This window comes from Levilactobacillus sp. HBUAS70063 (assembly GCF_038374745.1).
Classification (GTDB): Bacteria; Bacillota; Bacilli; order Lactobacillales; family Lactobacillaceae; genus Levilactobacillus.
Genome location: NZ_JBANSM010000006.1, coordinates 154076 through 178663 on the forward strand (window position 1 = coordinate 154076; position 24588 = coordinate 178663).

The following is a 24588-nucleotide window of genomic DNA, read 5'->3' on the forward strand; positions in this document are numbered from 1 at the left end:
CCGCAATCGTACCCACCCCCTGATCTATCCGGGGATTAAATGGCTCACGTGTTCACTAGTTGACGGTGACTCTCCGCAGTGGTCGAAAATGGCCGTTAGCCGACCGGTTCCGCGTGAACCGCATCCACCACGGGATCGGCAACAGGATCATCGGGGAAGGCCACGATGTCCGTCTGGAAGAAGGCCGTCAGCCGGTCCAGGTCGATGGCGTGACCGACCGGCGTCTCCTGACAGGGCTTCTCTTTGAGCATCTGCTGGCGCAACTCGATCGTCGACATGTCGCCATAGGCCAACCAGACGGCGTGTAGCACGTCCAGGAGCTGCGGGTGACGGTCTTCGATGGCGAGGTCATCGGCCCACGCCTTCTTGCCAATCTTGCCGACAATCCGGATGCGATCGTGATACTTCTCCCGCACCGCCGCGATGACCGGCCCGTTCTTCTCGATGATAATCTCGTCCTTGAAGGCCGGCACCCCATACATCGCCAGATAGGTGCCCTGAACGTAATAGAGCAAGGCCATGGCTTTCCACTGCGTCAGTTCCTCGGCCCCGTACATCCCCATCTGGGCCTCGCTTTGTACCCGTAACCAATTGACCATCCGTTTAACTTTCACGAGTTCCTCGTCCCCTTTTGTCAGTTAACTTCTAGTGGTCTAACCATACCAAGCCGGCCGTGGAAATTCAATGACAATCGTATCCACCCGCTGAGAGGTTAAATGGGCGGACAAATAGAGTACCTATCTGTTCGACAGGTGCTCACACTTAGCGTATTTTCATTTACGAATCCCGCGAAATCAGGCTTGTCAAATTCGCAAGCGTTTTTGCTGGTAATCTTCGGCGATTCCGGTATAGTCGGGAACCAAGCCCTACTTCTTCAGCGCCTCGTCTAGGGCCTCCACGTGCTCAATGGGCCCCACCACCGTCAGCACGTCGTGGAGCTGGACCATATCGGTCGGCTGCGGCGAGATATTAATCTTCTGGCCGTGCTGAATGGCGATAATCGTCAGGTCGAAACGCTTACGGAGGTTCAGGTCAATCAGATTCTGGTTGACGAAGGTCGGATCAGTGATGACCACCTCGGCCAGCGTGTATTTATCACTCAAGTCAATAAAATTTAAAATATGATTGGAAAGCAACTTGCGGACGATGCTGTGCCCCATATCGCGTTCGGGGAAGATCACCTGATCGGCCCCCACCCGCTTGAGCACGCGGCCGTGGTCGCTGGTTTCAGCCTTGGCAATCACCTTCTCGGCGCCCAGCTCCTTGGCCAACATGGTCGTCAGGATGCTGGCTTCCATGTTGTTGCCAATTCCGACAATCACGTAGTCGAAGGTGTCGATGTTTAACTCGCGCAGGACCTCTTCGTCTCGGGTATCGGCGACCAGCGTCTGGGTGGCAATCTCCGTCATTTCGTTGACGGGCGCCTCCTGAACGTCCACGGCCAGCACGTCTTGGTGGGTCTCCGCCAAGGTTTCCACGACACTCTGTCCAAACCGGCCGAGGCCTAATACAGCAAAACTCTTTTTCATTTCTCAGACTCCCCTAACCAATTAAGATATTTTCTTCCGGATAACGAATCAGGTTCTTCTTAACCTGCCGGCGTGACAACGTGTAGAGCGTGGTGAAGATGCCGACCCGGCCGATAAACATTAACAACATAATAATGACCTTGCCGATCACCGTCAGATGCGGCGTCAACCCGAGGCTCAAGCCCACGTTACCAAAGGCCGACAGCACCTCGAACACGATGTACTCCAGGCCGAAGTTTTGCGGAATCTTTTCCGTCTGGGTCAGCACCAGCGTGGCCAGAGCAATCACGACGCTGGCCATGAAGATCAGCAGCAGCGCCCGGCTGACGTTGGCCTGACTGAACCGGCGATGGGCGAACTCCGCGTCCTTTTTCCCGCGGAGTTGCGCGATACTCTGGACCATCAGCACGCCAAACGTCGTGGTCTTAATTCCCCCGGCGGTTGACCCGGGCGTCCCACCGATAAACATCAGAATCATAATCAGAAAAATACTCCCCGGGTGAAGCTCGCTGGTCGGCAGCGAAACGAGTCCCGCCGTCCGCGGTGTCACGCTCAAAAATAGCGTGTTAATCGTCCGGTTGAACCACGACGTCCCCTTGGGAAGCAGGCTCAAGTCGCGTTCCGTGACCAGCAGGATGACAAAGCCAATCACGAACAGCGACAGCGTGGTTACCAGCGTGAGCTTGGAATTCAACGTCAGGCGTTTACGCTCGTGGAAGAGTAGCAGGTCGCGCCAGACCAGGAAGCCCAGTCCCCCGGCCACGATTAGTAGCGTGGTCACCAGTAGCATGTAGGAATCATCGCGAAAGCCCATCAGGCTGTTACCGAAGACGTCGAAGCCCGCGTTACAAAACGACATGACGGAGTGGAACAGCGAGATGTAGAGGCCCTGTGACCACCCGTAACGCGGGATGAAGTCAAACGAAAACAGAATCATCCCCGCCACCTGAAAGATCGCCGACAGGACAATGACGTAGCGCATGACACTCTTGGTATCGTGCAAATGCTCCAGATTCAGCGATTCCTTGACCATCAGCTGGGTGGAGAGGTTCAGGTGCCGCCGCATCACGTTAAACAGCAACACCGCAAACGTCATGTAGCCCAGCGCGCCAATCTCGGTCATGACCATGATGGCCACCTGCCCAAACGGCGTCCAGGTCTCGGCGGTGTTCACCACCGTTAGCCCGGTGATACAGGTCGCCGAGGTCGCCGTGAACAAGGCATTGATAAAGGAAACGGGTGCATCGCGATAAGTGGCCACCGGCAGACTTAACATCAACGTCCCCATCGCAATAATTAATAGAAATCCCATTACCATTTTTTTCGATAATGTATTTAAAAATAAATCATAAAACTTTGAATGTCGAATTTTATCCATGATTGTCCCTTGCCTCGTATCAGTATCCATTACCCCAGTCTAAGACAACCGCTGGGGGAAAACAACACCTAATCCCGGGGAAAATGAAAAACTCATAGCGGCCCAGTCCGTCAGGTTGCGTTGTGGCGGAAGGGGCTTGCTATGAGTTTGTTAGGGTTCTTGATTTTTACCGATGCTTGAGGTTATGGGGTAGTTAAGCCACCATCAACGACAAACTCTTGTCCAGTCGCATAACTGGCTTCATCGGAGGCTAAGAAGTTGACCATGTTGGCTAATTCGGCTGGTCGGCCAACCCGGCCCATCGGAATAGCCGACTCGGTAGCCTTCAGGGATTCTTCGCTCGTCGTATCCAGAATCGGCGTCTTAATCACGCCGGGGTGAACCGAGTTGACCCGCACACCATACTTGGTGAATTCGAGCGCAGCCCCCTTGCTCATCCCCCGAACGGCCCACTTACTGGAGACGTAGCCACTCAAGTCTGCGAAGCCGGCCATCCCAGCAACTGACGAAATGTTAATGATCGAGCCGTTCCCATTCTTCTTCAATGAAGGCAACGTGTATTTCATCCCGTAGAAGACACCGTACTGGTTAATCTTAACGACCTTGTCGTAATCGGCAATCGAAACATCCTCAATGGAACTTTGAATCGCAATCCCTGCATTATTGACTAAGATGTCAAAGGATGTGGAAAAATGCTGTTCGCCTTCGCTGACCACCTGGGGCCAAGCCTCGGCGTCAGAGACATCTTGCTTAATAAAGTATGCCTTATCACCCAGACGCTCCTGAATCTTTTGACCGGCTTCGACATTCCGGCCGGTAAAGACAACCTTAGCGCCACTGTTAATGAAGTTTTCGACGATTGCCGTTCCAATTCCGCTTGTGCCACCTGTAACTAAAGCTGTTTTACCTGATAAATCTGCCATCCGATTACCTCCATAAATCTATGTCTAGCAACAAATGACCTAATCAATCAATTGCTTTTGTAAAGTGAAATTACTAACAAGCACAAGATTATTTTAGCACAACATTTACTTATTGATTGACCGAAATAATCATTTAAGCGAATTTGTCCACGATGAACAATACCAAGTAATTGGCAAAAACTGTCCTAACAAAAAATCCCCACCAAAAATGGTGAGGATTTCCCAATAGATAATATCGAAATATTAACGCTTGGAGAATTGTGAAGCCTTACGTGCCTTCTTGAGACCTGGCTTCTTCCGTTCTTTCATCCGGGCGTCACGAGTCAAGAGACCCGCACGCTTCAATGGGCCACGGAAATCTGGGTCAACTTCGAGCAATGCCCGAGCGATCCCATGACGAGTTGCGCCGGCTTGGCCGGAGAAACCGCCACCACGAACAGTAACTAATGCATCGTAGTTACCGAGCGTTTCCGTAACGTTGAATGGTTGTAAAACAACTTCACGAATACTTGCGAATGGAATGTAGTCTTCGATTGCCTTGTTGTTCATAACAATCTTACCTGAGCCGGGTACTAAACGTACACGTGCAGAGGAGTTTTTACGACGGCCAGTGCCGCGATATTGAACTTGTGCCAATTTGGTTTCCTCCTTAGATTAGGTTAGTAATGTCTAATACTTCTGGCTTTTGTGCTTCGTGCTTGTGGTCTGCACCAGCGTACACGTGAAGCTTCAATGCCATGTGGTGACCTAAGGAGTTCTTAGGGAGCATACCTTGAACAGAAGTTTCGATCAATTTTTCTGGGTTTTGATCCCGGAAGTTACCAGCAGTCCGTGACTTCAAGCCACCAGCGAAACCAGTGTGGTGGTAGTAAATCTTGTCGGCTGCCTTACGGCCAGTTAAAGCGACTTTTTCAGCGTTGATGACGATTACGTTATCACCAGTGTCCACGTTAGGGGTGAACGTTGGCTTGTTCTTACCACGTAATACAGAAGCAACGACTGAAGCAAGACGACCTAAGCTAACATCAGTTGCGTCGACGATGTACCATTTGCGGTCAACATCGTTGGGTTTTGCCATATAAGTTGTACGCACGTTAAATTCCTCCATAAATCTGTGTTTGTCTGACACCAAGTAAACTTTCCGGGGCTTATCGTGGGGCAAACAATACCAACAACCATAATACAAAGTTTTCACCATAAAGTCAATGATTGTTTGCCCCTTAACCAAAATTACCGCTGATGTTGCGGCAACTTGGTGGGATGCTCCGGGTCCTCGCCTTGGTAATAAACATGTTTCAAATATAAACCCGCGGCAGGCACCGTTCGCCTAGCCTGCCGACGGTCCTTCACTTCGTATAAGCGTAAGATATCGTGCACCGGCCGCGTCCCCGCGCCAATCTCCACGAGCACGCCGACCATGATCCGGACCTGATTGTACATGAAGCCATTACCGTAGAATTCGAAGACCAATTCGTTATTGGCCTGGTCGATGTGGCAGGTGGCCTCATAGATGGTCCGCACGAAGGTCCGCGTCTGGGCCCCAGAGGCCACGAAACTGGTAAAATCGTGTTCTCCGACCAGATCGCCCAGTGCTTGATTAATCTTACCTAAATCCACCGGAAACTTCCAGTGGCCCGTATAATTGCGTTTAAAGGGATTCCGGAATTCTCCCAGATCCATCCGGTACAGGTAGCGCTTGCCGGAGACGTCGTAGCGGGCGTGAAAGGTACTGGCGACCGCCTCGACCTTTAAGACCTCCATATCCATCGGTAACATGCTGTTTAAGCCCTTGCGCATGCTCTCCGCAGGAATGATGAAGGGAAAGTCGAAGTGGGCCACCTGCGCCAAGGCGTGGACCCCGGCATCGGTCCGGCCCGACCCGTAAATCACGATGGCCGGGTCGGGATTCTTGGCCATCTTATTGACGACCTGCGTCAGCACGCTCTCCACGGTCCGCTTGTGGGGTTGCCGCTGAAAGCCGGCAAAGTTGGTACCATCATACATAAAAGTTACTTTATAACGTTGCATATTTCCTCCTACCAACGACGGGTTGCTAATATGGCGGCTAAGACCGCCACGAAAATCAGCCAGGTCACCGTATCTCGTCGTTGCCAAGTCAAAATACGATACTGACTGCGGTGCTCGCTGTCCTGATACCCCCGCGCTTCCATCGCGATCGACAGGTCCTCGGCCCGGTTGAAGGCGCTCATGAACAGTGGCACCATCAAGGGAATCAGGGACTTGGCCTGCTTCAACAGGCCCCCTTCCCCGAAGTCCACGCCCCGGGCACGCTGGGCATTCATGATCTTGGTGGCCTCGTCCATCAGCGTCGGGACGAACCGCAGGGCTATCGACAGCATCATGGCCAGCGTATCCACCGGCACCTTGACCCACCGCAAAGGTTTCATCAGAGACGCCAGTCCGGTGGCGATATCCAGCGGCTGGGTGGACAACGTCAGCAGCGTGGACATCATGATAATCAACAGGAAGCGGATGAAGATGTACCCGGCGTTAATCAGGCCGAACTGGGTGATATTGATAAACGCCCAGTGAAAGTACACGTGCCCGCCGGTGGGACTGAACAGGAGCTGTAAGACCACGGTGAAGACAATCAGCCACAACAGCGGTCGAATCCCCCGCAAGAAGAAGCCCAGGCTAATCTTGGACGCCAGGATGGCGCCGACCGTAAAAGCGATGATTAGCAGGTAACTCACCGGGTTGTTGGCCATGAAGACCAACACGATATAACAGAAGCTCAGGAGTAATTTATTTCGCGGGTCCAGGTGGTGGACCACCGAATTTAAGGGCAAATACCGCCCAAAGATGAATTTAGACATGGGCGGCCCCCTCTCGTGGCCAACGCGCGGCCAGTTGGTCCGCCAACTGTTCGGCGGTCAGCGGCAGCCGGTCAAAGGCAAGCCCCCGGTCGGCCAATCGCTGGGCAAATTGTGCCGCGCGCGGCATGTCGAGTTGGTTGGCCTTTAGCCACGCCGCATCCCTAAAGACGTCGTGGGGCGTGCCAAACTTCACCAATTTGCCGGCCCGCATCACGGCGACCTGCTCGGCGTACTGGGCCACATCTTCCATCTGGTGGGTCACCAGCACGATGCTTAACCCCTGCTCCCGGTGCAAGCGGGCGAAGAGGGCCATCATCTCTTGGCGGCCCTGCGGATCGAGACCGGCCGTGGGTTCGTCCAGGACCAGCACTTGCGGCCGCATGGCCAAGACGCCGGCGATGGCGACCCGGCGCATCTGCCCCCCAGACAGCTCGAACGGTGAGCGGTCGGCGTAACTACTATCGAGCCCCACCGTCTGCAGCATGGCGTCGGCTAATTTATTAGCATCGGTCTCCCCCATGCCAAAGTTCTTCGGGCCAAACGCGATATCCTGGCGAATCGTCTCCTCGAACAGCTGGCTCTCGGGGAACTGAAAGACCATGCCGACGTGCTGTCGCAACGGCTTGAGGTCGGCGTTGGTGGTCTTCGGCGTAATCGTGAAGTCGTCCACCGTGATCTGGCCGCTCGTGGGCTTCAACAGGGCGTTAATCTGCTGAATCAGCGTGGACTTGCCACTTCCGGTATGCCCGACGATGGCCAGGTAGCTGTGGTCCGGCACGTGGAAGGACACGTCGTCAACGGCGGACGTGGCCATGGGCGTTCCCGCCTGATACGTATAGCTTACGTGTTCGAAAGTGATTGCCACAGCCACTCCTCCATTTCCGCGGTCGTCTGGTACGCGGCCGGGGGCTCGATGCCCCGCTGCCGTAACGCCGCCTTTAATTTTGCCGTAAAGGGCACGTCCAGCCCCAGCTGAACCAACCGGTCGGCCTGCGCAAAGATGGTCGCCGGGTCGGCCTCGTCAACCAACCGACCATCGTCAATCACCAGGATGCGGTCGGCCCCGGCGGCCTCGTCGATGTCGTGGGTGATGGAAATCACCGTCAGATGCCGTTCGGTCCGTAACTGCCGGACCAACGCCAACATCTCCCGACGTCCCTGAGGGTCCAGCATGCTGGTGGCCTCGTCCAGGATCAGCACGTCCGGCGCAATCGCCACGATACCGGCCAGAGCCACCCGTTGCTTCTGCCCCCCGGACAGAGAGCTGGGTTCGCGGTGGGCAAAGTCGGCCATGCCGACCTGTTCGATCGCGGCCGCCACGCGCGGGACCATCTCGTCGCGCGGAATTTGCCGGTTCTCCAAGCCAAAGGCTACGTCATCGGCAACAGTGGCGCCCACGAACTGGTTGTCTGGGTTCTGGAAGATCATGCCAATCTTCTCACGGACCTGCCAGACGGTCGCCGGCGTCAATTGAATGCCGCCCACGGTGACGTCCCCGGTCGTAAACGGCAAGAGGCCGTCCAGGGACTTGGCGAGGGTGGACTTGCCACTCCCGTTGTGCCCAACGATGGCCAGCCACTCGCCGGCATGAACGTTAAAGCTCACGTCGTCCAAGGCCGGCCGCGCATCGTCTGCTTGATAGCGATAAGTGAGATGTTTTACTTCAATGATATTTGCCATCCGCCCGTTTCTCCTTTAAAAAAGTCACCGCTAATTATACCAAAAATCCCGCTAAGACCGAAGCGTTGGCCGCCGATTTCCCGGAAAAAACCCAATTTTGCTGGGACCGTGATCGCCACCCCAAAAAAGGGTATAAAAAAATCACTAACAAACCAGCGGCGCTGAGGCATTAGCCCCCATTCAAGCTAGACTCGGAAAGATTTCCCCATCATCGTAGCGCTCTATACCACATGGTTCTAGTGATTAATTTAAAACATATTGGTTCCCCGTTTAAGGTCGAGAAGACACCTTGAACCGCGGACTAAAAATTAGTCAACGAATTCCAGAACTGCCATAGCGGCACCATCACCGCGACGAGGCATCGTCTTTAAGATACGCGTGTAACCACCGTTACGGTCGGCGTACTTAGGTGCTAATTCGCTGAATACCTTTTGTAATGCGCTGGTAACGACAACATCATCGCCGTCTTCCTTAACATCGGCAACCACGTTACGGATGAACGCAGCAGCTTGACGCCGAGCATGCAAGTCGCCTTGCTTACCCAAGGTAATCATTTGGTCAGCCGTCTTCCGAACTTCTTTAGCGCGTGCTTCAGTCGTTTCGATGCGGCCGTTTAAAATTAAACTGGTAGTCAAATCGCGTAACAAAGCACGACGTTGAGAACTAGTCCGTTGTAATTTACGGTAACTCATAACCAGAAACCCTCCTTTGAGTGTCTAAAATTAGTCTTCCTTCCGAAGTGACAAACCTAAGTCAGCTAACTTAGCCTTAACTTCTTCAAGGGACTTGCGACCCAAGTTACGAACCTTCATCATATCTGCTTCAGTCTTGTTAGTCAGTTCCTGAACCGTGTTGATACCAGCACGCTTCAAGCAGTTGTAAGAACGAACGGATAAGTCGAGCTCTTCGATGGTCATCTCAAGCATCTTTTCCTTATGCGTTTCTTCTTTTTCAACCATGATTTCCGCATTCTTAGCTTCGTCAGTCAGGTCGACAAACATAGCCAGATGTTCGGTCAAGATCTTGGCAGCCAATGAAATGGCTTCGCTTGGATTAATTGAACCGTTTGTCCAAACATCCAGGGTCAATTTATCGTAGTCAGCCCGTTGGCCAACCCGTGCATTCTCTACTTGGTAGTTAACCCGTTCGATTGGGGTGTAAATGGAATCAACGGCTAAAACACCAATTGGCATTTCCGTGTTCTGAGCTTTGTGCTCATCAGCAGAAACATAGCCACGGCCCTTATCCGCAGTCATCCGCATATGGAACGTTGCCCCATCGGCAACCGTAGCAATGTACAGATCTGGGTTTAAGATATCAACATCGGCACCCGCCACAATATCACCGGCAGTGATTTGGGCTGGTCCCTTAACGTTGATCTCCATGGATTCTTCCTGATCGTCGGAACCGTTAAGCTTCAACGCGATCTTCTTAACATTTAAGATGATCTGCGTAACGTCTTCAACGACCCCTTCAACCGTGGAAAATTCATGTAAAACCCCGTCGATTTGAATGCTGGTAACAGCTGCACCAGGTAATGATGAAAGCAAGATCCGCCGTAAGGAGTTCCCAAGCGTTGTCCCGTAACCACGTTCCAACGGCTCAACAACAAACTTACCGTAGTTGCTACTCTCATCAATTTTATGAATGTTAGGCTTTTCAAATTCAATCATTCTTATCGTTTACCCCTTTCAAACCGCGTTGAGCTCCTATAAGTCAATCCCATCATGAAGGTTACCCTCATTAATGAAACGCTCACGTTAAACCCGACGGCGCTTTGGAGGACGAGTCCCATTATGAGGCACTGGCGTAACGTCACGAATAGCCGTAACTTCGATACCAGCAGCTTGGATGGCCCGGATAGCAGCTTCACGTCCTGAACCAGGACCCTTGACAGCAACTTCAACGGACTTAACACCGTGTTCTTGTGAGGCCTTAGCAGCGGCTTCAGCAGCCATTTGGGCAGCAAATGGTGTTGATTTCCGACTACCCTTGAACCCTAAAGCACCAGCAGATGACCAGGCAATGGCGTTCCCTTGAACGTCCGTGATCATGACCAATGTGTTGTTAAACGTAGCATGAATGTGTGCAACACCGGATTCAATGTTCTTTTTGACCCGACGCTTGCGACTAGTTTTTCTAGTAGCCATAAAGTGTTGACCCTCCTTTACTTCTTCTTACCGGCAATCGAAACGGCTTTACCCTTCCGAGTGCGGGCGTTGTTTTTGGTGTGTTGGCCGCGAACAGGCAAACCGCGACGGTGACGCATCCCACGGTAAGAACCGATTTCTTGCAAGTTCTTGATGTTCAGGCTAACTTCACGACGTAAGTCACCTTCGACCTTGTACTTGTCGACTTCGGCACGAACCTTGTCTTCTTGATCAGGTGTCAAATCGCGAACCCGAACGTCTTCTGCGACACCAGCATCCGCAACAATCTTGTGTGCGGTGTTGATACCAATACCAAAAATGTAAGTCAAACCATAAGCGATTTTCTTATCACGTGGTAAATCCACTCCAGCAATACGTGGCATTAAATGTGCACCTCCTATAAATTGAATTACTTACCCTGGCGTTGTTTATGCTTAGGGTTGGCTGAGCAAATAACCATTACTCGACCCTTACGCTTGATAACCTTGCAGTGTTCGCACATTGGCTTAACTGATGGTCTTACTTTCATGAATATCCCTCCTACATCTGTCCAGGCGGTTACTTGAAACGATAAGTAATCCGGCCTTTAGACAAGTCATACGGTGACATTTCAACAGTTACTCGATCACCAGGCAGAATCCGGATGTAGTGCATCCGAATCTTACCGGAGACGTGAGCGAGAATCTCATGACCGTTTTCTAATTCGACCCGGAACATTGCATTAGGCAATGTTTCGGTAACTTTACCTTCGACTTCGATGACATCGCTTTTCGCCACGAAAGTACCTCCCTTTTAATTGCGTGTAAAATACACGTAAAAGCAGCAGGGGCAAGGATATTGCTCCCACCTAGCACCTGTGAATTGCGACAGCGCGCCATTTACAGGCTAAACCTGAATAAGTCTACCATAATTCCCACAACTTAGCAAGAACTTAGTAAAACCTACAGATTCTTCAAGATCTTTTCGATGTCGGCGTAGACATCATCGATAGCCCGGTCACCATCCACCGTGAAGAGCAAGCCCTTCTTGGTGTAGTAATCAACGAGTGGCGTGTTGGCCTTTAGGTTAACAGCCAGACGATTCTTCACCGTTTCCGGCTTATCGTCTTCACGTTGATAGAAATCATGGCCGCCACAGACATCACAAGTGCCTTCAACCTTAGGATTGTTGTACAGCTTGTGATACGTTGCGCCACAAGTCCGGCAGATGTACCGACCGGAAAGGCGTTCAACCAAGACATCGGGTTCAACGTGAATGTTAATCACGGCGTTGATGGTCCGGTTCAGTTCGGGACCAAAGCTATCTAAAGCTTCGGCCTGATCAATGGACCGGGGGAACCCATCCAACATGAAACCAACCTTGGTATCATCTTGAGCTAAGCGATCCCGAACGATGCCATTCGTGACTTCATCCGGTACCAGTTCACCTTTGTCGATGAACTTCTTAGCGGCCAAACCCATTTCGGTTTCGTTCTTCATCGCTTCACGGAAGATGTCTCCCGTAGAAATATGCGGTAAGTGGAACTCATCGATAATCTTTTGGGCTTGGGTTCCTTTACCGGCACCTGGTAGGCCCATGAGGATTAAATTCATTGCTGTCATGTTCGTTCTCCTTATTTCAAAATTATTAGTCTGAAATACACAAGCAGGTGTGCCAATTAGATCAACACACCCGCTGGAAACTCATTAAGCTGGTTCTGGACCTTGCGGATCATCTGGTGATCCTTGAATAAAGCCGACGTATTCGCGCTTCATCATCAATCCGTCAACCTGACGCATGGTTTCGATGGCCACACCAACGACGATTAAGAGGCTGGTCCCACCTAAACCAATAGACTCATCTAAGTCCCAAAGATTTTGGGCTAACAACGGAATTAAGGAAATGAATCCAAGGAAGAGTGACCCAACGGTGCTGAGTCGCATCAACAAACTGGAAACGTATGACTGCGTTTCATGACCAGGCCAAACACCAGGAATGTAGCTCCCCTGCTTTTGCAGGTTCTCAGACAACTTTTCTGGGTTGACTTGCACGAACGCATAGAAGAACGTGAACACAATGATCAGAACGGTGTACAGAATGGCACCATCAACGGTTTGCATGTTAAAGAGGTTCGTCATGGTTTGATACCAGGCATCCTGCGAGTGGGTGTTTTGGAACGCCATCAGAATAGTCTGTGGCGTGGCAATAAACGAACTTGCGAAGATAACCGGGATAACACCCGCAACGTTAACCTTTAATGGAAGGTAGCTGCTATCTGGCGAACCAGATACCCGCCGCGTGTACTGCATCGGAACCCGGCGTTCGGCCTGTTGAACCCACGTCGTAAACGTGATGATCACCAGAACCAAGACCACCAAGCCCAATACGAAGAGGACACTCTTCCACATGTCGCCGGTCGCGATGTCAACGAAGTAATCCTTGTAGAGTTTGTAGACAGCGGTTGGGGTCCGGGCAATGATACCGGCAAAGATAATCATTGAAATCCCGTTCCCTAAACCACGATCGGTGATCATATCACCCATCCAAGTGGTCAACATGGTCCCACCCGTCAGGATTAACCCGATGGAGAGATACGTCGTCACACTTGGATTTTGCACCAGTTTCATTGAGCTTAACGCACTGAAACCAGCGGTGATCCCGATCGACTGAACGAAGGCTAACGCAATCGCTAAGTAACGAGTTGCTTGGTTTAACTTCCGCCGTCCAACGTCCCCTTGCTTACTCCATTCAACGAAGCGCGGAACGATGTCCATTTGTAGCAATTGAATAACGATTTGTGCAGTGATGTAAGGTGAAACCCCCATCGCGAAGATGGAATAGTTGGTCAACCCACCACCACTGAAGGTATCTAAAATACTAACTAACCCAGAAGACGCAACGCTTTGAAGTGCCTTTGCGTTAATGCCGGGGACAGTAATATAGGTACCCAACCGAAAGACAATCAAAACCAGAAGAGTAAAGAGAATCTTTTTACGAATATCTTTAATCTTAAACGCGTTTTTTAAGCTTGAGAGCATTAAATCACCTCAGTCTTACCACCAGCAGCTTCGATAGCTTCGGCAGCTGACTTGGAGAACTTAGCGGCTTTAACCGTTAACTTCTTCGTTACTTCGCCGTTACCTAAGATCTTGATACCGGCTTTTTCGTTCTTCACGATACCGGCTTCAACTAAGGCAGCTGGCGTAACTTCAGCACCATCATCAAAGACGTTCAAAGCAGATAAGTTTACGACAGCAAATTCCTTACGGTTAATGTTGGTAAACCCACGCTTTGGAATCCGACGGTACAGTGGCATTTGGCCACCTTCAAAACCCAAACGAGTCTTGCTACGAGCCTTTTGACCCTTTTGGCCACGACCAGCAGTCTTACCGTTACCAGATGAATCACCACGGCCAACCCGGTTACGAACCTTCCGTGAGCCTTCAGCAGGTTTTAGTTCATTCAACTTCATGCTATTGCGCACCTCCTTATAAAATGAAATTAGGACTACTTAACTTCTTCAACTTTAATTAAATGTGCGATTTGGAAAAGCGCACCGCGAGTGGCTTCGTTGTCCGGTTGTAAAACCGTGCTGTTCACGCGGTTCAAACCAAGAGCTTCCACAATCTTCCGCTGTTTAGGGAGGCGGTGAGCAGCACTATGAATTAAAGTAACTTTTAATTGAGCCATTTTAATACCCCTCCTTATTCAGCTAAGTGTTGAAGAGAGACACCACGGAGAGCGGCAACTTCTTCAGCACGCTTTAACTCAGCAAGGCCAGCAAAAGTGGCACGAACTGCGTTAACAGGTGTGTTAGAGCCAAGACGCTTAGAAGTAACGTCAGCAACACCGGCTAATTCCATGACGGAACGAACGGCACCACCGGCAGTAACTCCAGAACCTTCAGCAGCGGGCTTGAGTAAAATCTTACCCCCACCGTACAGACCGAGTGCTTCGTGAGGAATGGTCGTTCCCACGATCGGAACTTCGATCAAGTTCTTACGAGCGGCTTCAACAGCCTTACGGATAGCTTCTGGGACTTCTTGTGCTTTACCAGTACCGAAGCCAACGTGACCGTTCTTATCGCCGACAATTACAAGTGCTGAGAACCGAAGACGACGGCCACCTTTAACAACTTTGGTAATCCGGTTGATAGCAACAACGTTATCTTCAAGTTCTAACTTGTCGGGATCAATAAATTTTGCCATGTGTGGTTATTCCTCCTTACTGTTAAAATTCCAGCCCGTTTTCACGAGCAGCTTCCGCCAATGCTTGGACACGGCCATGGTACAAGTACCCGCCACGATCAAACACGACGTTGCTAATCTTCTTTTCGACAGCGCGCTTAGCAACTAAAGCACCAACCGCCTTAGCTTGGTCGGTCTTGTTGTCGCCACTGACTTCGCTATCTAACGTTGAGGCACTAACAAGCGTGACACCCGCTACGTCATCAATGACTTGAGCGTAGATGTTTTTGTTAGAGCGGAAAACGTTTAAGCGTGGGCGTTCTGCAGTTCCAGAAATTTTGTTCCGGACACGCGTATGACGCTTTTGACGTGTCTTGTTCTTATCTGGTTTTGTAATCAAAATAGTCACCTCTTTGTAGAATTATCAGCAATTAAGCTGCGTTACTGTTACTTACCAGTCTTACCTTCACGAATCCGAACGTATTCGTTTTCGTAACGGATACCCTTACCCTTGTAAGGTTCTGGTGAACGAACGGCACGAACTTCGGCGGCAAAGTCACCGACTTCTTGCTTGCTGATACCAGAAATGTTGATGGTCGTGTTATCAGGAACCTTAACTTCCAAGGTTTCTGGAATAGCCATTTCAACAGGGTTGGAGTAACCAACACTCAAGATCAAGGTCTTACCCTTGGCTTGAACACGGTAACCAACACCGACCAACTTCAAGGTCTTAGCGAAACCATTCACAACACCTTCAACCATGTTGTTTAAGTTAGCGCGCTGAGTTCCGTGAAGAGCACGGGTCTTGTTGTTGTTATCTGGACGGTCGAAATCAACCGCACCGTCACTAATCTTCATGGTGATGATGTCAGAGAAAGTCCGGGTTAAAGAACCTTTAGGACCCTTGACCGTTACTTGATCACCATCGCGTTTAACTTCGACACCAGCTGGGACATCGACAGTTTTATAACCAATACGACTCACTGTAAGGCACCTCCTATCTTCTTAAAAGTTTTACCAAACGTAGGCGAGAACTTCGCCACCGATTTTCTTGGCACGCGCTTCTTTATCAGTAACTACCCCTTCAGAGGTGGAGATAATAGCGATACCTAAACCGTTCAGAACCTTTGGCACAGCGTCGGCCTTAACGTATGAACGTAAGCCGGGCTTAGAAATACGCTTCAAACCACTGATGACACGTTGGTTATCCTTACCGTACTTCAGGAACACGCGGATGATGCCTTGCTTGTCATCATCGATGTATTCAACATTACGGATGAAACCTTCGCGCTTCAGGATTTCAGCGATGTCGCGTTTAATTTTAGATGCAGGTACTTCGAGTGATTCGTGACGCACCATGTTGGCGTTACGGATCCGCGTCAAGAAGTCTGCAATAGGATCAGTCATGGACATTAACGTTTACCCTCCCTTTGTTTAAAATTCGTTTTACCAGCTAGCCTTCTTCATACCAGGAATTTGACCCTTGTGGGCAAGTTCGCGTAGGCAGATACGGCAAAGGTGGAACTTTTGATAAACAGAGTGTGGACGTCCACAACGTTCGCAACGAGTATATTCTTGTGTAGAGAACTTCGCAGGACGCTTGTTCTTAGCAATTTGTGATTTCTTAGCCAATTTGTGTGAACCTCCTTAATTAGTGTGCAAACGGCATACCGAATTGAGTCAACATTTCGCGTGACTCTTCATCAGTGTTTGCCGTCGTAACGATAACGATGTCCAAACCACGAACACGGTTAACGTTATCAAAGTTGATTTCTGGGAAAATTAATTGTTCCTTGATCCCCAACGTGTAGTTCCCACGGCCATCAAAGGCACGAGAGCTAACACCATGGAAGTCACGAACACGTGGCAATGACACGTTGATTAACTTGTCCAGGAATTCGTACATCCGGTCACCGCGGAGGGTAACCTTAGCACCGATTGACATGCCTTCACGGAGACGGAAGGTTGCAATTGACTTCTTGGCCTTAGTAACCAATGGCTTTTGACCAGAAATCAATCCAAGTTCTTCAACGGCTTCGTCGAGGTTCTTAGCGTTGGAAACAGCATCACCAACGCCCATGTTCAATACGATCTTTTCGATCTTCGGCGTTTGCATAACAGAACTGTAGCTAAATTTTTCCACCAATGATGGGGTAATTTCATTAACGTACTTTTCTTTTAAACGAGCTGACATGAAATTATGTTCCTCCTTTCAATGATTATTTGTCGATGGTTTCGCCGGACTTCTTAGCGAACCGGACTTTGTGACCATCTTCAACACGAACGCCAAGCCGGGTTGGTTCGTTGTTCGAAGGATCAATAAGCATAACGTTGGATGCGTGAATTGGTGCTTCAATATCAATAATTCCGCCTTGGGGATTAGTTTGAGAAGCTTTTTGGTGCTTCTTAATCATATTGACGCCTTTAACGATCACGCGGTTCTTGGCATTGAAGACCTTGGAAATCGTACCTTCCTTACCTTTATCCTTGCCAGCGATCACGCGGACCTTGTCACCAGTTTTAATAAGCATTCCTGTGGGCACCTCCTTGTTTAACGCGATTCTTAATTACAGTACTTCGGGTGCTAATGAGATAATCTTCATGAAGTCGTTGTCACGTAATTCACGTGCAACTGGTCCAAAGATCCGAGTCCCTTGTGGGCTCTTGTCGTCTTTAATCAGCACAGCAGCATTTTCATCAAAACCGATGTAAGAACCATCATTACGACGTACACGAGACTTCGTACGAACAATAACAGCCTTGACTACATCACCTTTTTTGACAACGCCACCTGGTGTTGCTTGTTTGACAGTAGCAACGATGATATCACCGATTCCGGCGTAGCGACGTTTTGAGCCACCCAGAACCTTGATAGTCAGGATTTCCCGGGCGCCGGAGTTATCGGCAACCTTTAAGCGACTTTCTTGTTGGATCACAGCTAGTGTCCTCCCTTCAGATCTAGTTCAGAATACGATAAAAACGACACCTAAATGATTACTGCTTTTTCAACAATGTCGACTAAGCGGAACCGCTTGGTAGCAGATAATGGACGAGTTTCCATGATTTCAACAATGTCGCCGGTTTGGGCTTCATTCTTTTCGTCATGTGCCTTGTACTTCTTGGAGTACTTGACACGCTTACCATATCTTGCATCCGTCTTCGTCGTTTCTACAACGACAGTGATCGTCTTGTCCATCTTGTCAGACACGACACGACCACGGTAAACCTTGCGGTTATTACGTGCATCACTCATGTATTAGTGACCTCCTTCTTATCGTATTCTATTTGTTCAGTTCTTGTTGACGAAGAGCGGTCTTAATCCGCGCAATGTTCTTGCGAACCTGCTTCAACCGTGCAGTGTTTTCCAATTGACCAGTAGCTAATTGGAAACGCAAGTTGAATAATTCGTCCTTGTAGCTCTTTTCTTTATCGAGCATTTCAGCAGTGGTTAATTCATTGATTTCTTTAGTCTTCATTAGATTCGCCACCTACTTCCTCTCGAGTTAAGACCTTAGTGCGAACGGGAAGCTTCATGGCTGCAAGCCGTAATGCTTCGCGGGCCGTTTCTTCAGAAACGCCACCGACTTCGAACATTACCTTGCCACGCTTGACTGGGGCTACCCAGCCATCAGGCGTACCTTTACCATTACCCATCCGGACCCCAACACCTTTACTGGTGTAGGATTTGTGAGGGAAAATCTTGATCCAAACTTTCCCACCACGCTTCATATAACGCGTAATTGCAATACGGGCTGCTTCGATTTGACGGTTGGTAATCCACTTGGAATCCAACGCTTGCAAACCGTAATCACCGAAAGCCACGCTCTTGCCACCCTTGGATTCGCCACGAAGCTTACCACGGTGGACACGACGGAACTTTACTCGCTTAGGTACCAGCATGCTATTTCCCTCCTTGTCCGTTAGATTGTTTCTTTTCAGGTAAAATTTCACCACGGTAGATCCAGGTCTTAACACCCAGAGAACCATAAGTGGTGTGCGCTTCTACCCAAGCGTAGTCGATATCAGCACGTAACGTGTGCAGAGGAACCGTACCTTCAGCATAGCTTTCGACACGGGACATGTCAGCACCGTTCAAACGGCCTGATACTTGCGTCTTGATACCCTTGGCACCAGAACGCATGGTCCGTTGCATGGTTCCACGCATAGCGCGACGGAATGCAACCCGACCTTCCAATTGACGGGCGATGTTTTCGCCAACCAATTTGGCGTCCAGATCTGGCTTCTTGATTTCCACGATGTTGATGTGGACACGCTTGCCAGTCAAGTCGTTCAATTCCTTACGGAGATTTTCGACTTCTGAACCACCCTTACCAATAACCATCCCTGGCTTGGCAGTGTGAATTGAGATGTTGACGCGGTTTGCAGCCCGTTCAATCTCAACAGTTGATACAGATGCGTCAACGAGACGCTTTTCGATAAATTTACGGATTTGAAGGTCTTCCTTCAGGTAAGCAGCGAAATCCTTTTCAGCATACCACTTTGCTTCCCAGTCGCGAATGATACCGACCCGTAATCCAGTTGGATTTACTTTTTGACCCACGCGTTATCCCTCCTCTTTTTCAGATACAACAACCGTAATGTGACTCGTACGTTTGTTGATTGGTGAAGCAGAGCCTTTGGCACGAGGACGGAACCGCTTGAGGGTTGGTCCTTCGTTCACATAGGCTTCGCTAACAACTAAATCTTGACGATCTAAGTCAAAATTGTTTTCTGCGTTAGCAATTGCTGAGTTCAATACCTTTGCCACAACCGGTGATGCTCCACGCGGTGTGAACTTTAAAATAGCGATCGCTTCAGCGACGCTCTTGCCGCGGATAAGATCGATGACAAGGCGGACTTTGCGAGCAGCAATCCGAACCGTCTTAGCAGTCGCTTGCGCTGATGTAACTTGTTCAGCCATTAGTTAATCCTCCTTATCAACGAGTTGTTTTATCGTCGCCACCATGACCACGGAAAGTCCGGGTTGGTACGAATTCGCCAAGCTTGTGGCCTACCATATCTTCTTGAATGTAAACTGGGACATGCTTCCGTCCATCATATACAGCAATGGTATAACCAATAAAGCTAGGGAAAATAGTAGACCGGCGGGACCAGGTCTTGATGACAGCTTTCTTGTCTTGATCCTTCTGCGCATCAATCTTCTTCAATAAGTGCGCATCGGCGAAAGGTCCTTTTTTCAAACTACGACCCATTATGAAACCTCCTCTACTTGTGGCGCATCGCTTAGGGCGATGATCACCAGGTCTCTTGACATCCGGATAACCGGATTATTACATCTTGGAACCTTTACGACGACGTACGATGAACTTGTTGCTCTTGTTCTTCTTAGAACGCGTCTTCTTACCAACAGTCTTCTTACCCCATGGAGAAAGAGGAGATGGTAAACCAACAGGTGCCTTACCTTCACCACCACCATGTGGGTGATCGTTAGGGTTCATAACTGAACCACGAACGTGAGGACGTTGACCAGCCCAACGTGTACGGCCGGCTTTACCAACGTTAACCAATTCATGTTCTTCGTTACCAACGGCACCGATGGTTGCACGGTTAACCTTCAGAACCATCCGAACTTCACCGGATGATAACCGAACTAACACGTACTTGTCATCGTTAGCTTTACCTAACAATTGTGCTGAAGTCCCAGCAGAACGGACCAATTGGCCACCCTTACCTGGCTTCAATTCGATGTTGTGAATAACAGTACCGAATGGAATGTTAGCTAATGGTAAAGCGTTACCCGTCTTAATATCAGCTTCTGGACCAGATTGAACCTTGTCGCCAACCTTTAAGCCCTTAGGCGCAATAATGTAAGACTTAACACCGTCAGCGTAAACTAATAAGGCAATGTTAGCAGTCCGGTTAGGGTCGTATTCGATAGCCTTAACAGTTGCTGGCACATCATCCTTGATACGCTTGAAGTCGATGATCCGGTATTGACGCTTGTTACCACCGCCACGATGACGGACAGTCATACGACCAGCGTTGTTACGGCCGGCAGTGTGACTTTGTGAATCAAGCAATGACTTTTCAGGAGTCGTCTTAGTGATGACGTCTTTGTAAACCAAGCTCGTCATATTACGACGACCATTGCTTGTTGGTTTGTATTTCTTAATCGCCACGTTATTTCCCTCCTATATCTGAGATTTTATTCTTCGTTGAATAACTTGATTTCTTTTGAGTCGGCAGATAAGCTGACAATGGCCTTACGACGCTTCTTAGTGTAGCCTTCGTAACGTCCTTGACGCTTCTTCTTACCCTTTAAGTTCATGATGTTGACCTTGACAACCTTAACGTCAAAGATGTCTTCAATGGCATGCTTGACTTGAGTCTTAGTTGCTCGTACATCAACGTCGAACGTGTAACGCTTGTCGTCCATAGTTGCCATTGAGGCTTCAGTAACAACTGGGCGTAAAATAATGTCACGTGCTTCCATTATGCGAGCACCTCCTCTACTTGAGAAAGAGCTGGTTGCGTGATCACTAACTTGTCAGCATCAGCAATGTCGAGGACATTCAAGCTCTTGGCAGGAATAACCTTAACGTTGGCTAAGTTGCGGGCTGCTAAAGCAGCAGTAACGTTGTCATCTTCAAGGACAACCAACGTCTTAGTCGTGACATTCAAACCAGCAAGCACTGAAGCAAATTCTTTCGTCTTAGGTGCATCGAATGCTAAACCGTCAACAAGGACGAAGTTATCATCGAGAACCTTTTGAGAAAGAACGGACTTTAATGCTAAACGGCTAACCTTCTTAGGAAGGCGGTAACTGTAAGAGCGAGGGGTAGGGCCAAAGACCACACCACCACCAACCCATTGTGGTGAACGGATTGAACCTTGACGTGCCCGACCAGTACCCTTTTGACGCCATGGCTTCTTACCACCACCACGAACAGCACTCCGGTTCTTAACGGCGTGAGTTCCTTGGCGCATGGATGCCCGTTGCATCAGGATCGTGTCGAATACGACGTTTTCGTTAGGTTCAACACCGAAGATATCGGCGTTCAAAGTAACGTCGCCGTTTTGGCTACCATCTTGTTTGTATAATGCTACGCTTGTCATTTAATTATCCTCCCTTCCTAATTAGTTTTCTGAATGCTTAGGACGTGGTGGGCGAACAGCACTCTTAACCGTAACGAGTGACTTGTTGGCACCAGGCACATTACCCTTAATCAACAGAACGTTGTTATCAACGTCGGCCTTAACGATCACAAGGTTTTGGATAGTAACTTGCTTGTTACCCATCCGACCTGGAAGCTTCATGCCAGGGAAGACCCGGTTGATGATAGCACCCAGAGAACCTGGACGACGGTGGTAACGAGAACCATGGGCCATAGGGCCACGGCTTTGACCATCCTTATGAATGTTACCTTGGTATCCATGACCTTTAGTGACACCAGTGACATCAACGATGTCTCCTGCTTGGAAGGTATCAACTTTAACTTCGTCTGCTACCTTGTAATCTCCCAGCTCAACATCTCTGAATTCACGAATGAAGCGCTTAGGAGTCGTGTTTGCTTTTGCTACATGACCTTGTTCGGGCTTGTTGCTGAGTACTTCACGCTTGTCTTGGTAACCAAGTTGAATGGCATCGTAACCGTCGTTTTCCATCGTCTTAACTTGTAACACGACGTTTGGGGTTGCTTCGACAACCGTAACGGGGATTAATTCGCCAGCATCAGTGAAGACTTGCGTCATCCCGACCTTTTTCCCTAAGATTCCTTTTGTGGTCATGAGTACACCTCCGATTATATTGTATTTATTTTGAAAAATTATAACTTGATTTCGATGTCCACACCACTAGGCAAGTCGAGCTTCATTAATGAGTCAACTGTCTTTGGCGTTGGGTTAACGATATCGATCAAACGCTTGTGCGTCCGCATTTCGAATTGTTCACGTGAGTCCTTAAACTTATGTGGTGAACGTAAGACGGTGTAGATCGTCCGTTCAGTTGGTAATGGAATTGGACCAGAAATAGTGGCACCAGTTCTCTTAGCCGTTTCAACGATCTTGTCCGCTGATTGGTCGAGGATACGATGTTCGTACGCCTTCAACCGAATCCGAATTTTTTGTTTTGCCATTGTGTTCCCTCCTTCGTCTATTTTAAAAATAAGACTAACTCCGTGGAAATTCCCGCCACACCCTCATGGCAAAGCGGCCGGGTGTGTCGCAATCTCCCACATCATCGCTTAAACTTTTGAGCTTACCCCGGGGTGTTCAAAACACCGTCAGAATTTCAGCACTTGACTATCATACTAAATAAAACGCCGGCTGGCAAGGGTTTTCGCACAATTAATCGAATTTTCTTATGAAATCGCTGACCAATTTGATATCGGTCAACTTAACCCAAAATATTTTATAACCGCCTGCCCCGTTTTAACCACCAACGATAAGCCTCCCCGTTAAGGGCTGCTCATCATTACGGCGCCAACGGATTGACCCAGTTAACGATCGCCAATCAAGCCGACTTCTTCCTATTAAATAGCACCTTGGCCAGGAGCCAACCAATCAGACACGTCACCACATCGGCGGCCGGCTGGGCCCAGATGACCCCGTGGTAGCCGAATAGGTGGGCTCCCAGGACAATCATCAGGTAAAAGACCACCCCTTGCCGAGCAATCGACATGATAAAGGCCCCACTCGCCTTCCCCGTACTTTGGAAGACGGTCGTGTAAACCAGCACCGCCCCTACGAACGGCGTCGTCGCCAGGAAGGCCCGTAGCATGTACGTTCCCGCCGTGATGACCGCCGTGTTATGGAGAAACAGCGCAATAATCTGCGGCGCAAAGACCATGAGAACGACAGCAAAGACCAACGCGTAGCCCACCTCGACGAGCAGGTCGAAGTGCAAAATCTTTCTGAAACGGGCCATGTTCTTCGCCCCAAAGGTGTAACCAATCATTGGTTGCGCCCCAAAGGCAAAGCCGACCATGACCAGCATAATAATCATGTAGACCTTGAGCACAATCCCCATGGCGGCCACGCGGGTCGGGCCGTAATCCACCAGATAGCGATTCAAGACGGCCGTCCCGAACGCTTGCATCAGGTTGGTGATTGACCCGGGAATCCCGATGAAGAGAACCTGGCGAATCAACTGCTGGTCGATCCGACTAATCTTGGGGTCAATCGAGATGACCTGGCAATAGCGTTTGGTCAGATAAACCAACAACAGGGCCGAAATCGTGTAACCAATCACGGTCGCCAAAGCCGCTCCGGCTGCGCCCATACCCAACGGGAAGATCAGCAACGGATCGAGGATGATGGTAATAACCGTTCCGACCATCGTGCCCACCATGGACTGGGTCGCGAAGCCTTCCGTTCTGATCAGGTTTCCCGGCACAATCGACACGATGATGGGCATCGCCCCGACCGCCATAATCCGATAAAACTGCGACGCATACCGGTAAGTCGCCGGCGTCGCCCCCAAGAGGTGGAGAATCGGCCGGGTAAAGACCAACAGGACCACCGTGGTGATGAGGCCCAGTACCACTGCCCCGTACAGGCAGAAGCTACTGACGCGGCTCCCAGTCGCGTAGGCCTTTTCACCTAGCAATCGCGAGATGAGCGAACTTCCCCCGAGGCCGAAGATATCACCAATGGCAATCAGAAATGAGAATAGTGGCGTACACAGCGCCACCCCAGCCACCAGGTTGGTGTTCTGCGTTTGCGACACGAAGAAGGTATCGGCCAGATTGTAAATCATGCTGGCCACCATGCTTAAGACCACGGGCAGTGCCAACTTAAAATAAGCTCGCGGAATCGGCGCCCGTTCAAACAATTCTTCCATAACTCACTCTCCAATACTTAACGTAGACGCACGAGGCTTATTATACCGCAAAACACCACGTTCTGTCAGGTGGCCGTTGAAGCCGCTATTCTGGTGACCGCTCCGCCCCCACCGCACCATGCC

The 24588-nt window shown here is 49.8% G+C and carries 40 protein-coding genes; all 40 read right to left on the minus strand.

What is annotated here, in order from left to right; genetic code table 11:
* Positions 1–95 precede the first annotated feature (95 nt).
* The 40 genes from V8I28_RS10265 to V8I28_RS10460 all read right to left on the minus strand — a co-directional run bounded on the left by V8I28_RS10265 (position 96) and on the right by V8I28_RS10460 (position 24465).
* Positions 96–614 (minus strand): Panacea domain-containing protein, encoded by a 519-nt coding sequence (locus tag V8I28_RS10265; RefSeq protein ID WP_341780031.1) that lies wholly within the window; start codon positions 612–614, stop codon positions 96–98.
* Positions 615–866: 252 nt separating this feature from the next.
* Positions 867–1529, minus strand: a complete 663-nt coding sequence (locus tag V8I28_RS10270) for a potassium channel family protein (protein ID WP_168899158.1) — start codon at positions 1527–1529, stop codon at positions 867–869.
* Between the two features lie 13 nt (positions 1530–1542).
* The gene (locus V8I28_RS10275) at positions 1543–2907 is read right to left on the minus strand and encodes a TrkH family potassium uptake protein (protein WP_341780032.1); all 1365 of its coding nucleotides are present in this window, start codon (positions 2905–2907) and stop codon (positions 1543–1545) included.
* A 182-nt stretch (positions 2908–3089) separates the two neighbouring features.
* The gene (locus tag V8I28_RS10280; RefSeq protein ID WP_341780033.1) at positions 3090–3830 is read right to left on the minus strand and encodes an SDR family NAD(P)-dependent oxidoreductase; all 741 of its coding nucleotides are present in this window, start codon (positions 3828–3830) and stop codon (positions 3090–3092) included.
* A 243-nt stretch (positions 3831–4073) separates the two neighbouring features.
* Positions 4074–4466: a 30S ribosomal protein S9 gene (gene rpsI, locus V8I28_RS10285; protein ID WP_011668466.1), complete on the minus strand. Its 393-nt coding sequence runs from the start codon at positions 4464–4466 to the stop codon at positions 4074–4076.
* 13 nt (positions 4467–4479) lie between these two features.
* Positions 4480–4923, minus strand: coding sequence for a 50S ribosomal protein L13 (gene rplM / locus V8I28_RS10290; RefSeq protein WP_168901474.1), 444 nt, complete (start codon positions 4921–4923; stop codon positions 4480–4482).
* A gap of 137 nt (positions 4924–5060) precedes the next feature.
* Positions 5061–5858 carry a tRNA pseudouridine(38-40) synthase TruA gene (gene truA / locus V8I28_RS10295; protein ID WP_341780034.1) on the minus strand — a complete coding sequence of 266 codons (798 nt, stop codon included), beginning with the start codon at positions 5856–5858 and terminating at the stop codon, positions 5061–5063.
* Between the two features lie 8 nt (positions 5859–5866).
* Positions 5867–6667, minus strand: a complete 801-nt coding sequence (locus tag V8I28_RS10300; RefSeq protein ID WP_341780035.1) for an energy-coupling factor transporter transmembrane component T family protein — start codon at positions 6665–6667, stop codon at positions 5867–5869.
* A complete protein-coding gene (locus tag V8I28_RS10305) occupies positions 6660–7532 on the minus strand; it encodes an energy-coupling factor ABC transporter ATP-binding protein (protein ID WP_341780036.1) in 873 nt (290 codons plus the stop codon). Before V8I28_RS10305 ends, V8I28_RS10300 begins: the two co-directional genes overlap by 8 nt.
* Positions 7508–8347 (minus strand): energy-coupling factor ABC transporter ATP-binding protein, encoded by an 840-nt coding sequence (locus V8I28_RS10310; protein WP_341780037.1) that lies wholly within the window; start codon positions 8345–8347, stop codon positions 7508–7510. Before V8I28_RS10310 ends, V8I28_RS10305 begins: the two co-directional genes overlap by 25 nt.
* 308 nt (positions 8348–8655) lie before the next feature.
* Positions 8656–9039: a 50S ribosomal protein L17 gene (gene rplQ, locus V8I28_RS10315; protein ID WP_168848749.1), complete on the minus strand. Its 384-nt coding sequence runs from the start codon at positions 9037–9039 to the stop codon at positions 8656–8658.
* Positions 9040–9069: 30 nt separating this feature from the next.
* Positions 9070–10020 (minus strand): DNA-directed RNA polymerase subunit alpha, encoded by a 951-nt coding sequence (locus V8I28_RS10320; RefSeq protein WP_341780038.1) that lies wholly within the window; start codon positions 10018–10020, stop codon positions 9070–9072.
* An 87-nt stretch (positions 10021–10107) separates the two neighbouring features.
* Positions 10108–10497: a 30S ribosomal protein S11 gene (gene rpsK / locus V8I28_RS10325; RefSeq protein WP_125574870.1), complete on the minus strand. Its 390-nt coding sequence runs from the start codon at positions 10495–10497 to the stop codon at positions 10108–10110.
* Between the two features lie 17 nt (positions 10498–10514).
* A complete protein-coding gene (gene rpsM, locus V8I28_RS10330) occupies positions 10515–10880 on the minus strand; it encodes a 30S ribosomal protein S13 (RefSeq protein ID WP_057734531.1) in 366 nt (121 codons plus the stop codon).
* Between the two features lie 26 nt (positions 10881–10906).
* Complete coding sequence (rpmJ, locus tag V8I28_RS10335) at positions 10907–11026, minus strand: 50S ribosomal protein L36 (RefSeq protein ID WP_011668476.1); 120 nt, start codon at positions 11024–11026, stop codon at positions 10907–10909.
* A gap of 29 nt (positions 11027–11055) precedes the next feature.
* A complete protein-coding gene (infA, locus tag V8I28_RS10340; RefSeq protein ID WP_011668477.1) occupies positions 11056–11274 on the minus strand; it encodes a translation initiation factor IF-1 in 219 nt (72 codons plus the stop codon).
* Between the two features lie 164 nt (positions 11275–11438).
* Positions 11439–12089 (minus strand): adenylate kinase, encoded by a 651-nt coding sequence (locus V8I28_RS10345; RefSeq protein WP_341780102.1) that lies wholly within the window; start codon positions 12087–12089, stop codon positions 11439–11441.
* Between the two features lie 93 nt (positions 12090–12182).
* The gene (secY, locus tag V8I28_RS10350; protein ID WP_341780041.1) at positions 12183–13514 is read right to left on the minus strand and encodes a preprotein translocase subunit SecY; all 1332 of its coding nucleotides are present in this window, start codon (positions 13512–13514) and stop codon (positions 12183–12185) included.
* Complete coding sequence (gene rplO, locus V8I28_RS10355; protein ID WP_020090129.1) at positions 13514–13948, minus strand: 50S ribosomal protein L15; 435 nt, start codon at positions 13946–13948, stop codon at positions 13514–13516. Before rplO ends, secY begins: the two co-directional genes overlap by 1 nt.
* 35 nt (positions 13949–13983) lie before the next feature.
* Positions 13984–14166 carry a 50S ribosomal protein L30 gene (gene rpmD / locus V8I28_RS10360; RefSeq protein ID WP_341780042.1) on the minus strand — a complete coding sequence of 61 codons (183 nt, stop codon included), beginning with the start codon at positions 14164–14166 and terminating at the stop codon, positions 13984–13986.
* Between the two features lie 14 nt (positions 14167–14180).
* A complete protein-coding gene (gene rpsE / locus V8I28_RS10365; RefSeq protein ID WP_020090131.1) occupies positions 14181–14684 on the minus strand; it encodes a 30S ribosomal protein S5 in 504 nt (167 codons plus the stop codon).
* A 22-nt stretch (positions 14685–14706) separates the two neighbouring features.
* Positions 14707–15072, minus strand: a complete 366-nt coding sequence (gene rplR, locus V8I28_RS10370; protein WP_341780043.1) for a 50S ribosomal protein L18 — start codon at positions 15070–15072, stop codon at positions 14707–14709.
* A 38-nt stretch (positions 15073–15110) separates the two neighbouring features.
* Positions 15111–15647, minus strand: a complete 537-nt coding sequence (rplF, locus tag V8I28_RS10375) for a 50S ribosomal protein L6 (protein ID WP_341780044.1) — start codon at positions 15645–15647, stop codon at positions 15111–15113.
* A gap of 30 nt (positions 15648–15677) precedes the next feature.
* Positions 15678–16076 (minus strand): 30S ribosomal protein S8, encoded by a 399-nt coding sequence (gene rpsH / locus V8I28_RS10380; RefSeq protein WP_011668485.1) that lies wholly within the window; start codon positions 16074–16076, stop codon positions 15678–15680.
* Between the two features lie 33 nt (positions 16077–16109).
* Entirely contained in the window at positions 16110–16295 is a 186-nt protein-coding gene (locus tag V8I28_RS10385; RefSeq protein ID WP_081624603.1) for a type Z 30S ribosomal protein S14, read from the minus strand.
* Positions 16296–16314: 19 nt separating this feature from the next.
* Positions 16315–16857, minus strand: a complete 543-nt coding sequence (rplE, locus tag V8I28_RS10390) for a 50S ribosomal protein L5 (protein WP_341780045.1) — start codon at positions 16855–16857, stop codon at positions 16315–16317.
* A 25-nt stretch (positions 16858–16882) separates the two neighbouring features.
* The gene (gene rplX / locus V8I28_RS10395) at positions 16883–17194 is read right to left on the minus strand and encodes a 50S ribosomal protein L24 (RefSeq protein ID WP_168899174.1); all 312 of its coding nucleotides are present in this window, start codon (positions 17192–17194) and stop codon (positions 16883–16885) included.
* Positions 17195–17230: 36 nt separating this feature from the next.
* Positions 17231–17599 carry a 50S ribosomal protein L14 gene (gene rplN / locus V8I28_RS10400; protein ID WP_168901468.1) on the minus strand — a complete coding sequence of 123 codons (369 nt, stop codon included), beginning with the start codon at positions 17597–17599 and terminating at the stop codon, positions 17231–17233.
* Positions 17600–17649: 50 nt separating this feature from the next.
* Complete coding sequence (rpsQ, locus tag V8I28_RS10405) at positions 17650–17916, minus strand: 30S ribosomal protein S17 (protein WP_168899175.1); 267 nt, start codon at positions 17914–17916, stop codon at positions 17650–17652.
* A 28-nt stretch (positions 17917–17944) separates the two neighbouring features.
* Positions 17945–18139, minus strand: coding sequence for a 50S ribosomal protein L29 (gene rpmC / locus V8I28_RS10410; RefSeq protein ID WP_020090139.1), 195 nt, complete (start codon positions 18137–18139; stop codon positions 17945–17947).
* Entirely contained in the window at positions 18129–18563 is a 435-nt protein-coding gene (gene rplP / locus V8I28_RS10415; RefSeq protein ID WP_341780046.1) for a 50S ribosomal protein L16, read from the minus strand. Before rplP ends, rpmC begins: the two co-directional genes overlap by 11 nt.
* Before the next feature lies 1 nt (position 18564).
* Positions 18565–19224 (minus strand): 30S ribosomal protein S3, encoded by a 660-nt coding sequence (gene rpsC / locus V8I28_RS10420; RefSeq protein WP_020090141.1) that lies wholly within the window; start codon positions 19222–19224, stop codon positions 18565–18567.
* 3 nt (positions 19225–19227) lie between these two features.
* Positions 19228–19584: a 50S ribosomal protein L22 gene (gene rplV / locus V8I28_RS10425; protein ID WP_048735501.1), complete on the minus strand. Its 357-nt coding sequence runs from the start codon at positions 19582–19584 to the stop codon at positions 19228–19230.
* Between the two features lie 16 nt (positions 19585–19600).
* Positions 19601–19876: a 30S ribosomal protein S19 gene (rpsS, locus tag V8I28_RS10430; protein WP_168848736.1), complete on the minus strand. Its 276-nt coding sequence runs from the start codon at positions 19874–19876 to the stop codon at positions 19601–19603.
* A 78-nt stretch (positions 19877–19954) separates the two neighbouring features.
* Positions 19955–20803 (minus strand): 50S ribosomal protein L2, encoded by an 849-nt coding sequence (rplB, locus tag V8I28_RS10435; RefSeq protein WP_341780047.1) that lies wholly within the window; start codon positions 20801–20803, stop codon positions 19955–19957.
* A 26-nt stretch (positions 20804–20829) separates the two neighbouring features.
* Positions 20830–21117 carry a 50S ribosomal protein L23 gene (rplW, locus tag V8I28_RS10440; RefSeq protein ID WP_020090145.1) on the minus strand — a complete coding sequence of 96 codons (288 nt, stop codon included), beginning with the start codon at positions 21115–21117 and terminating at the stop codon, positions 20830–20832.
* Positions 21117–21740: a 50S ribosomal protein L4 gene (gene rplD / locus V8I28_RS10445; protein WP_341780048.1), complete on the minus strand. Its 624-nt coding sequence runs from the start codon at positions 21738–21740 to the stop codon at positions 21117–21119. Before rplD ends, rplW begins: the two co-directional genes overlap by 1 nt.
* A gap of 21 nt (positions 21741–21761) precedes the next feature.
* On the minus strand, positions 21762–22412 hold the full coding sequence (rplC, locus tag V8I28_RS10450; protein WP_020090147.1) for a 50S ribosomal protein L3: 651 nt from the start codon (positions 22410–22412) through the stop codon (positions 21762–21764).
* Positions 22413–22450: 38 nt separating this feature from the next.
* A complete protein-coding gene (gene rpsJ, locus V8I28_RS10455) occupies positions 22451–22759 on the minus strand; it encodes a 30S ribosomal protein S10 (RefSeq protein WP_003638059.1) in 309 nt (102 codons plus the stop codon).
* Positions 22760–23136: 377 nt separating this feature from the next.
* On the minus strand, positions 23137–24465 hold the full coding sequence (locus V8I28_RS10460) for an MATE family efflux transporter (RefSeq protein WP_341780049.1): 1329 nt from the start codon (positions 24463–24465) through the stop codon (positions 23137–23139).
* Between the last annotated feature and the right edge of the window lie 123 nt (positions 24466–24588).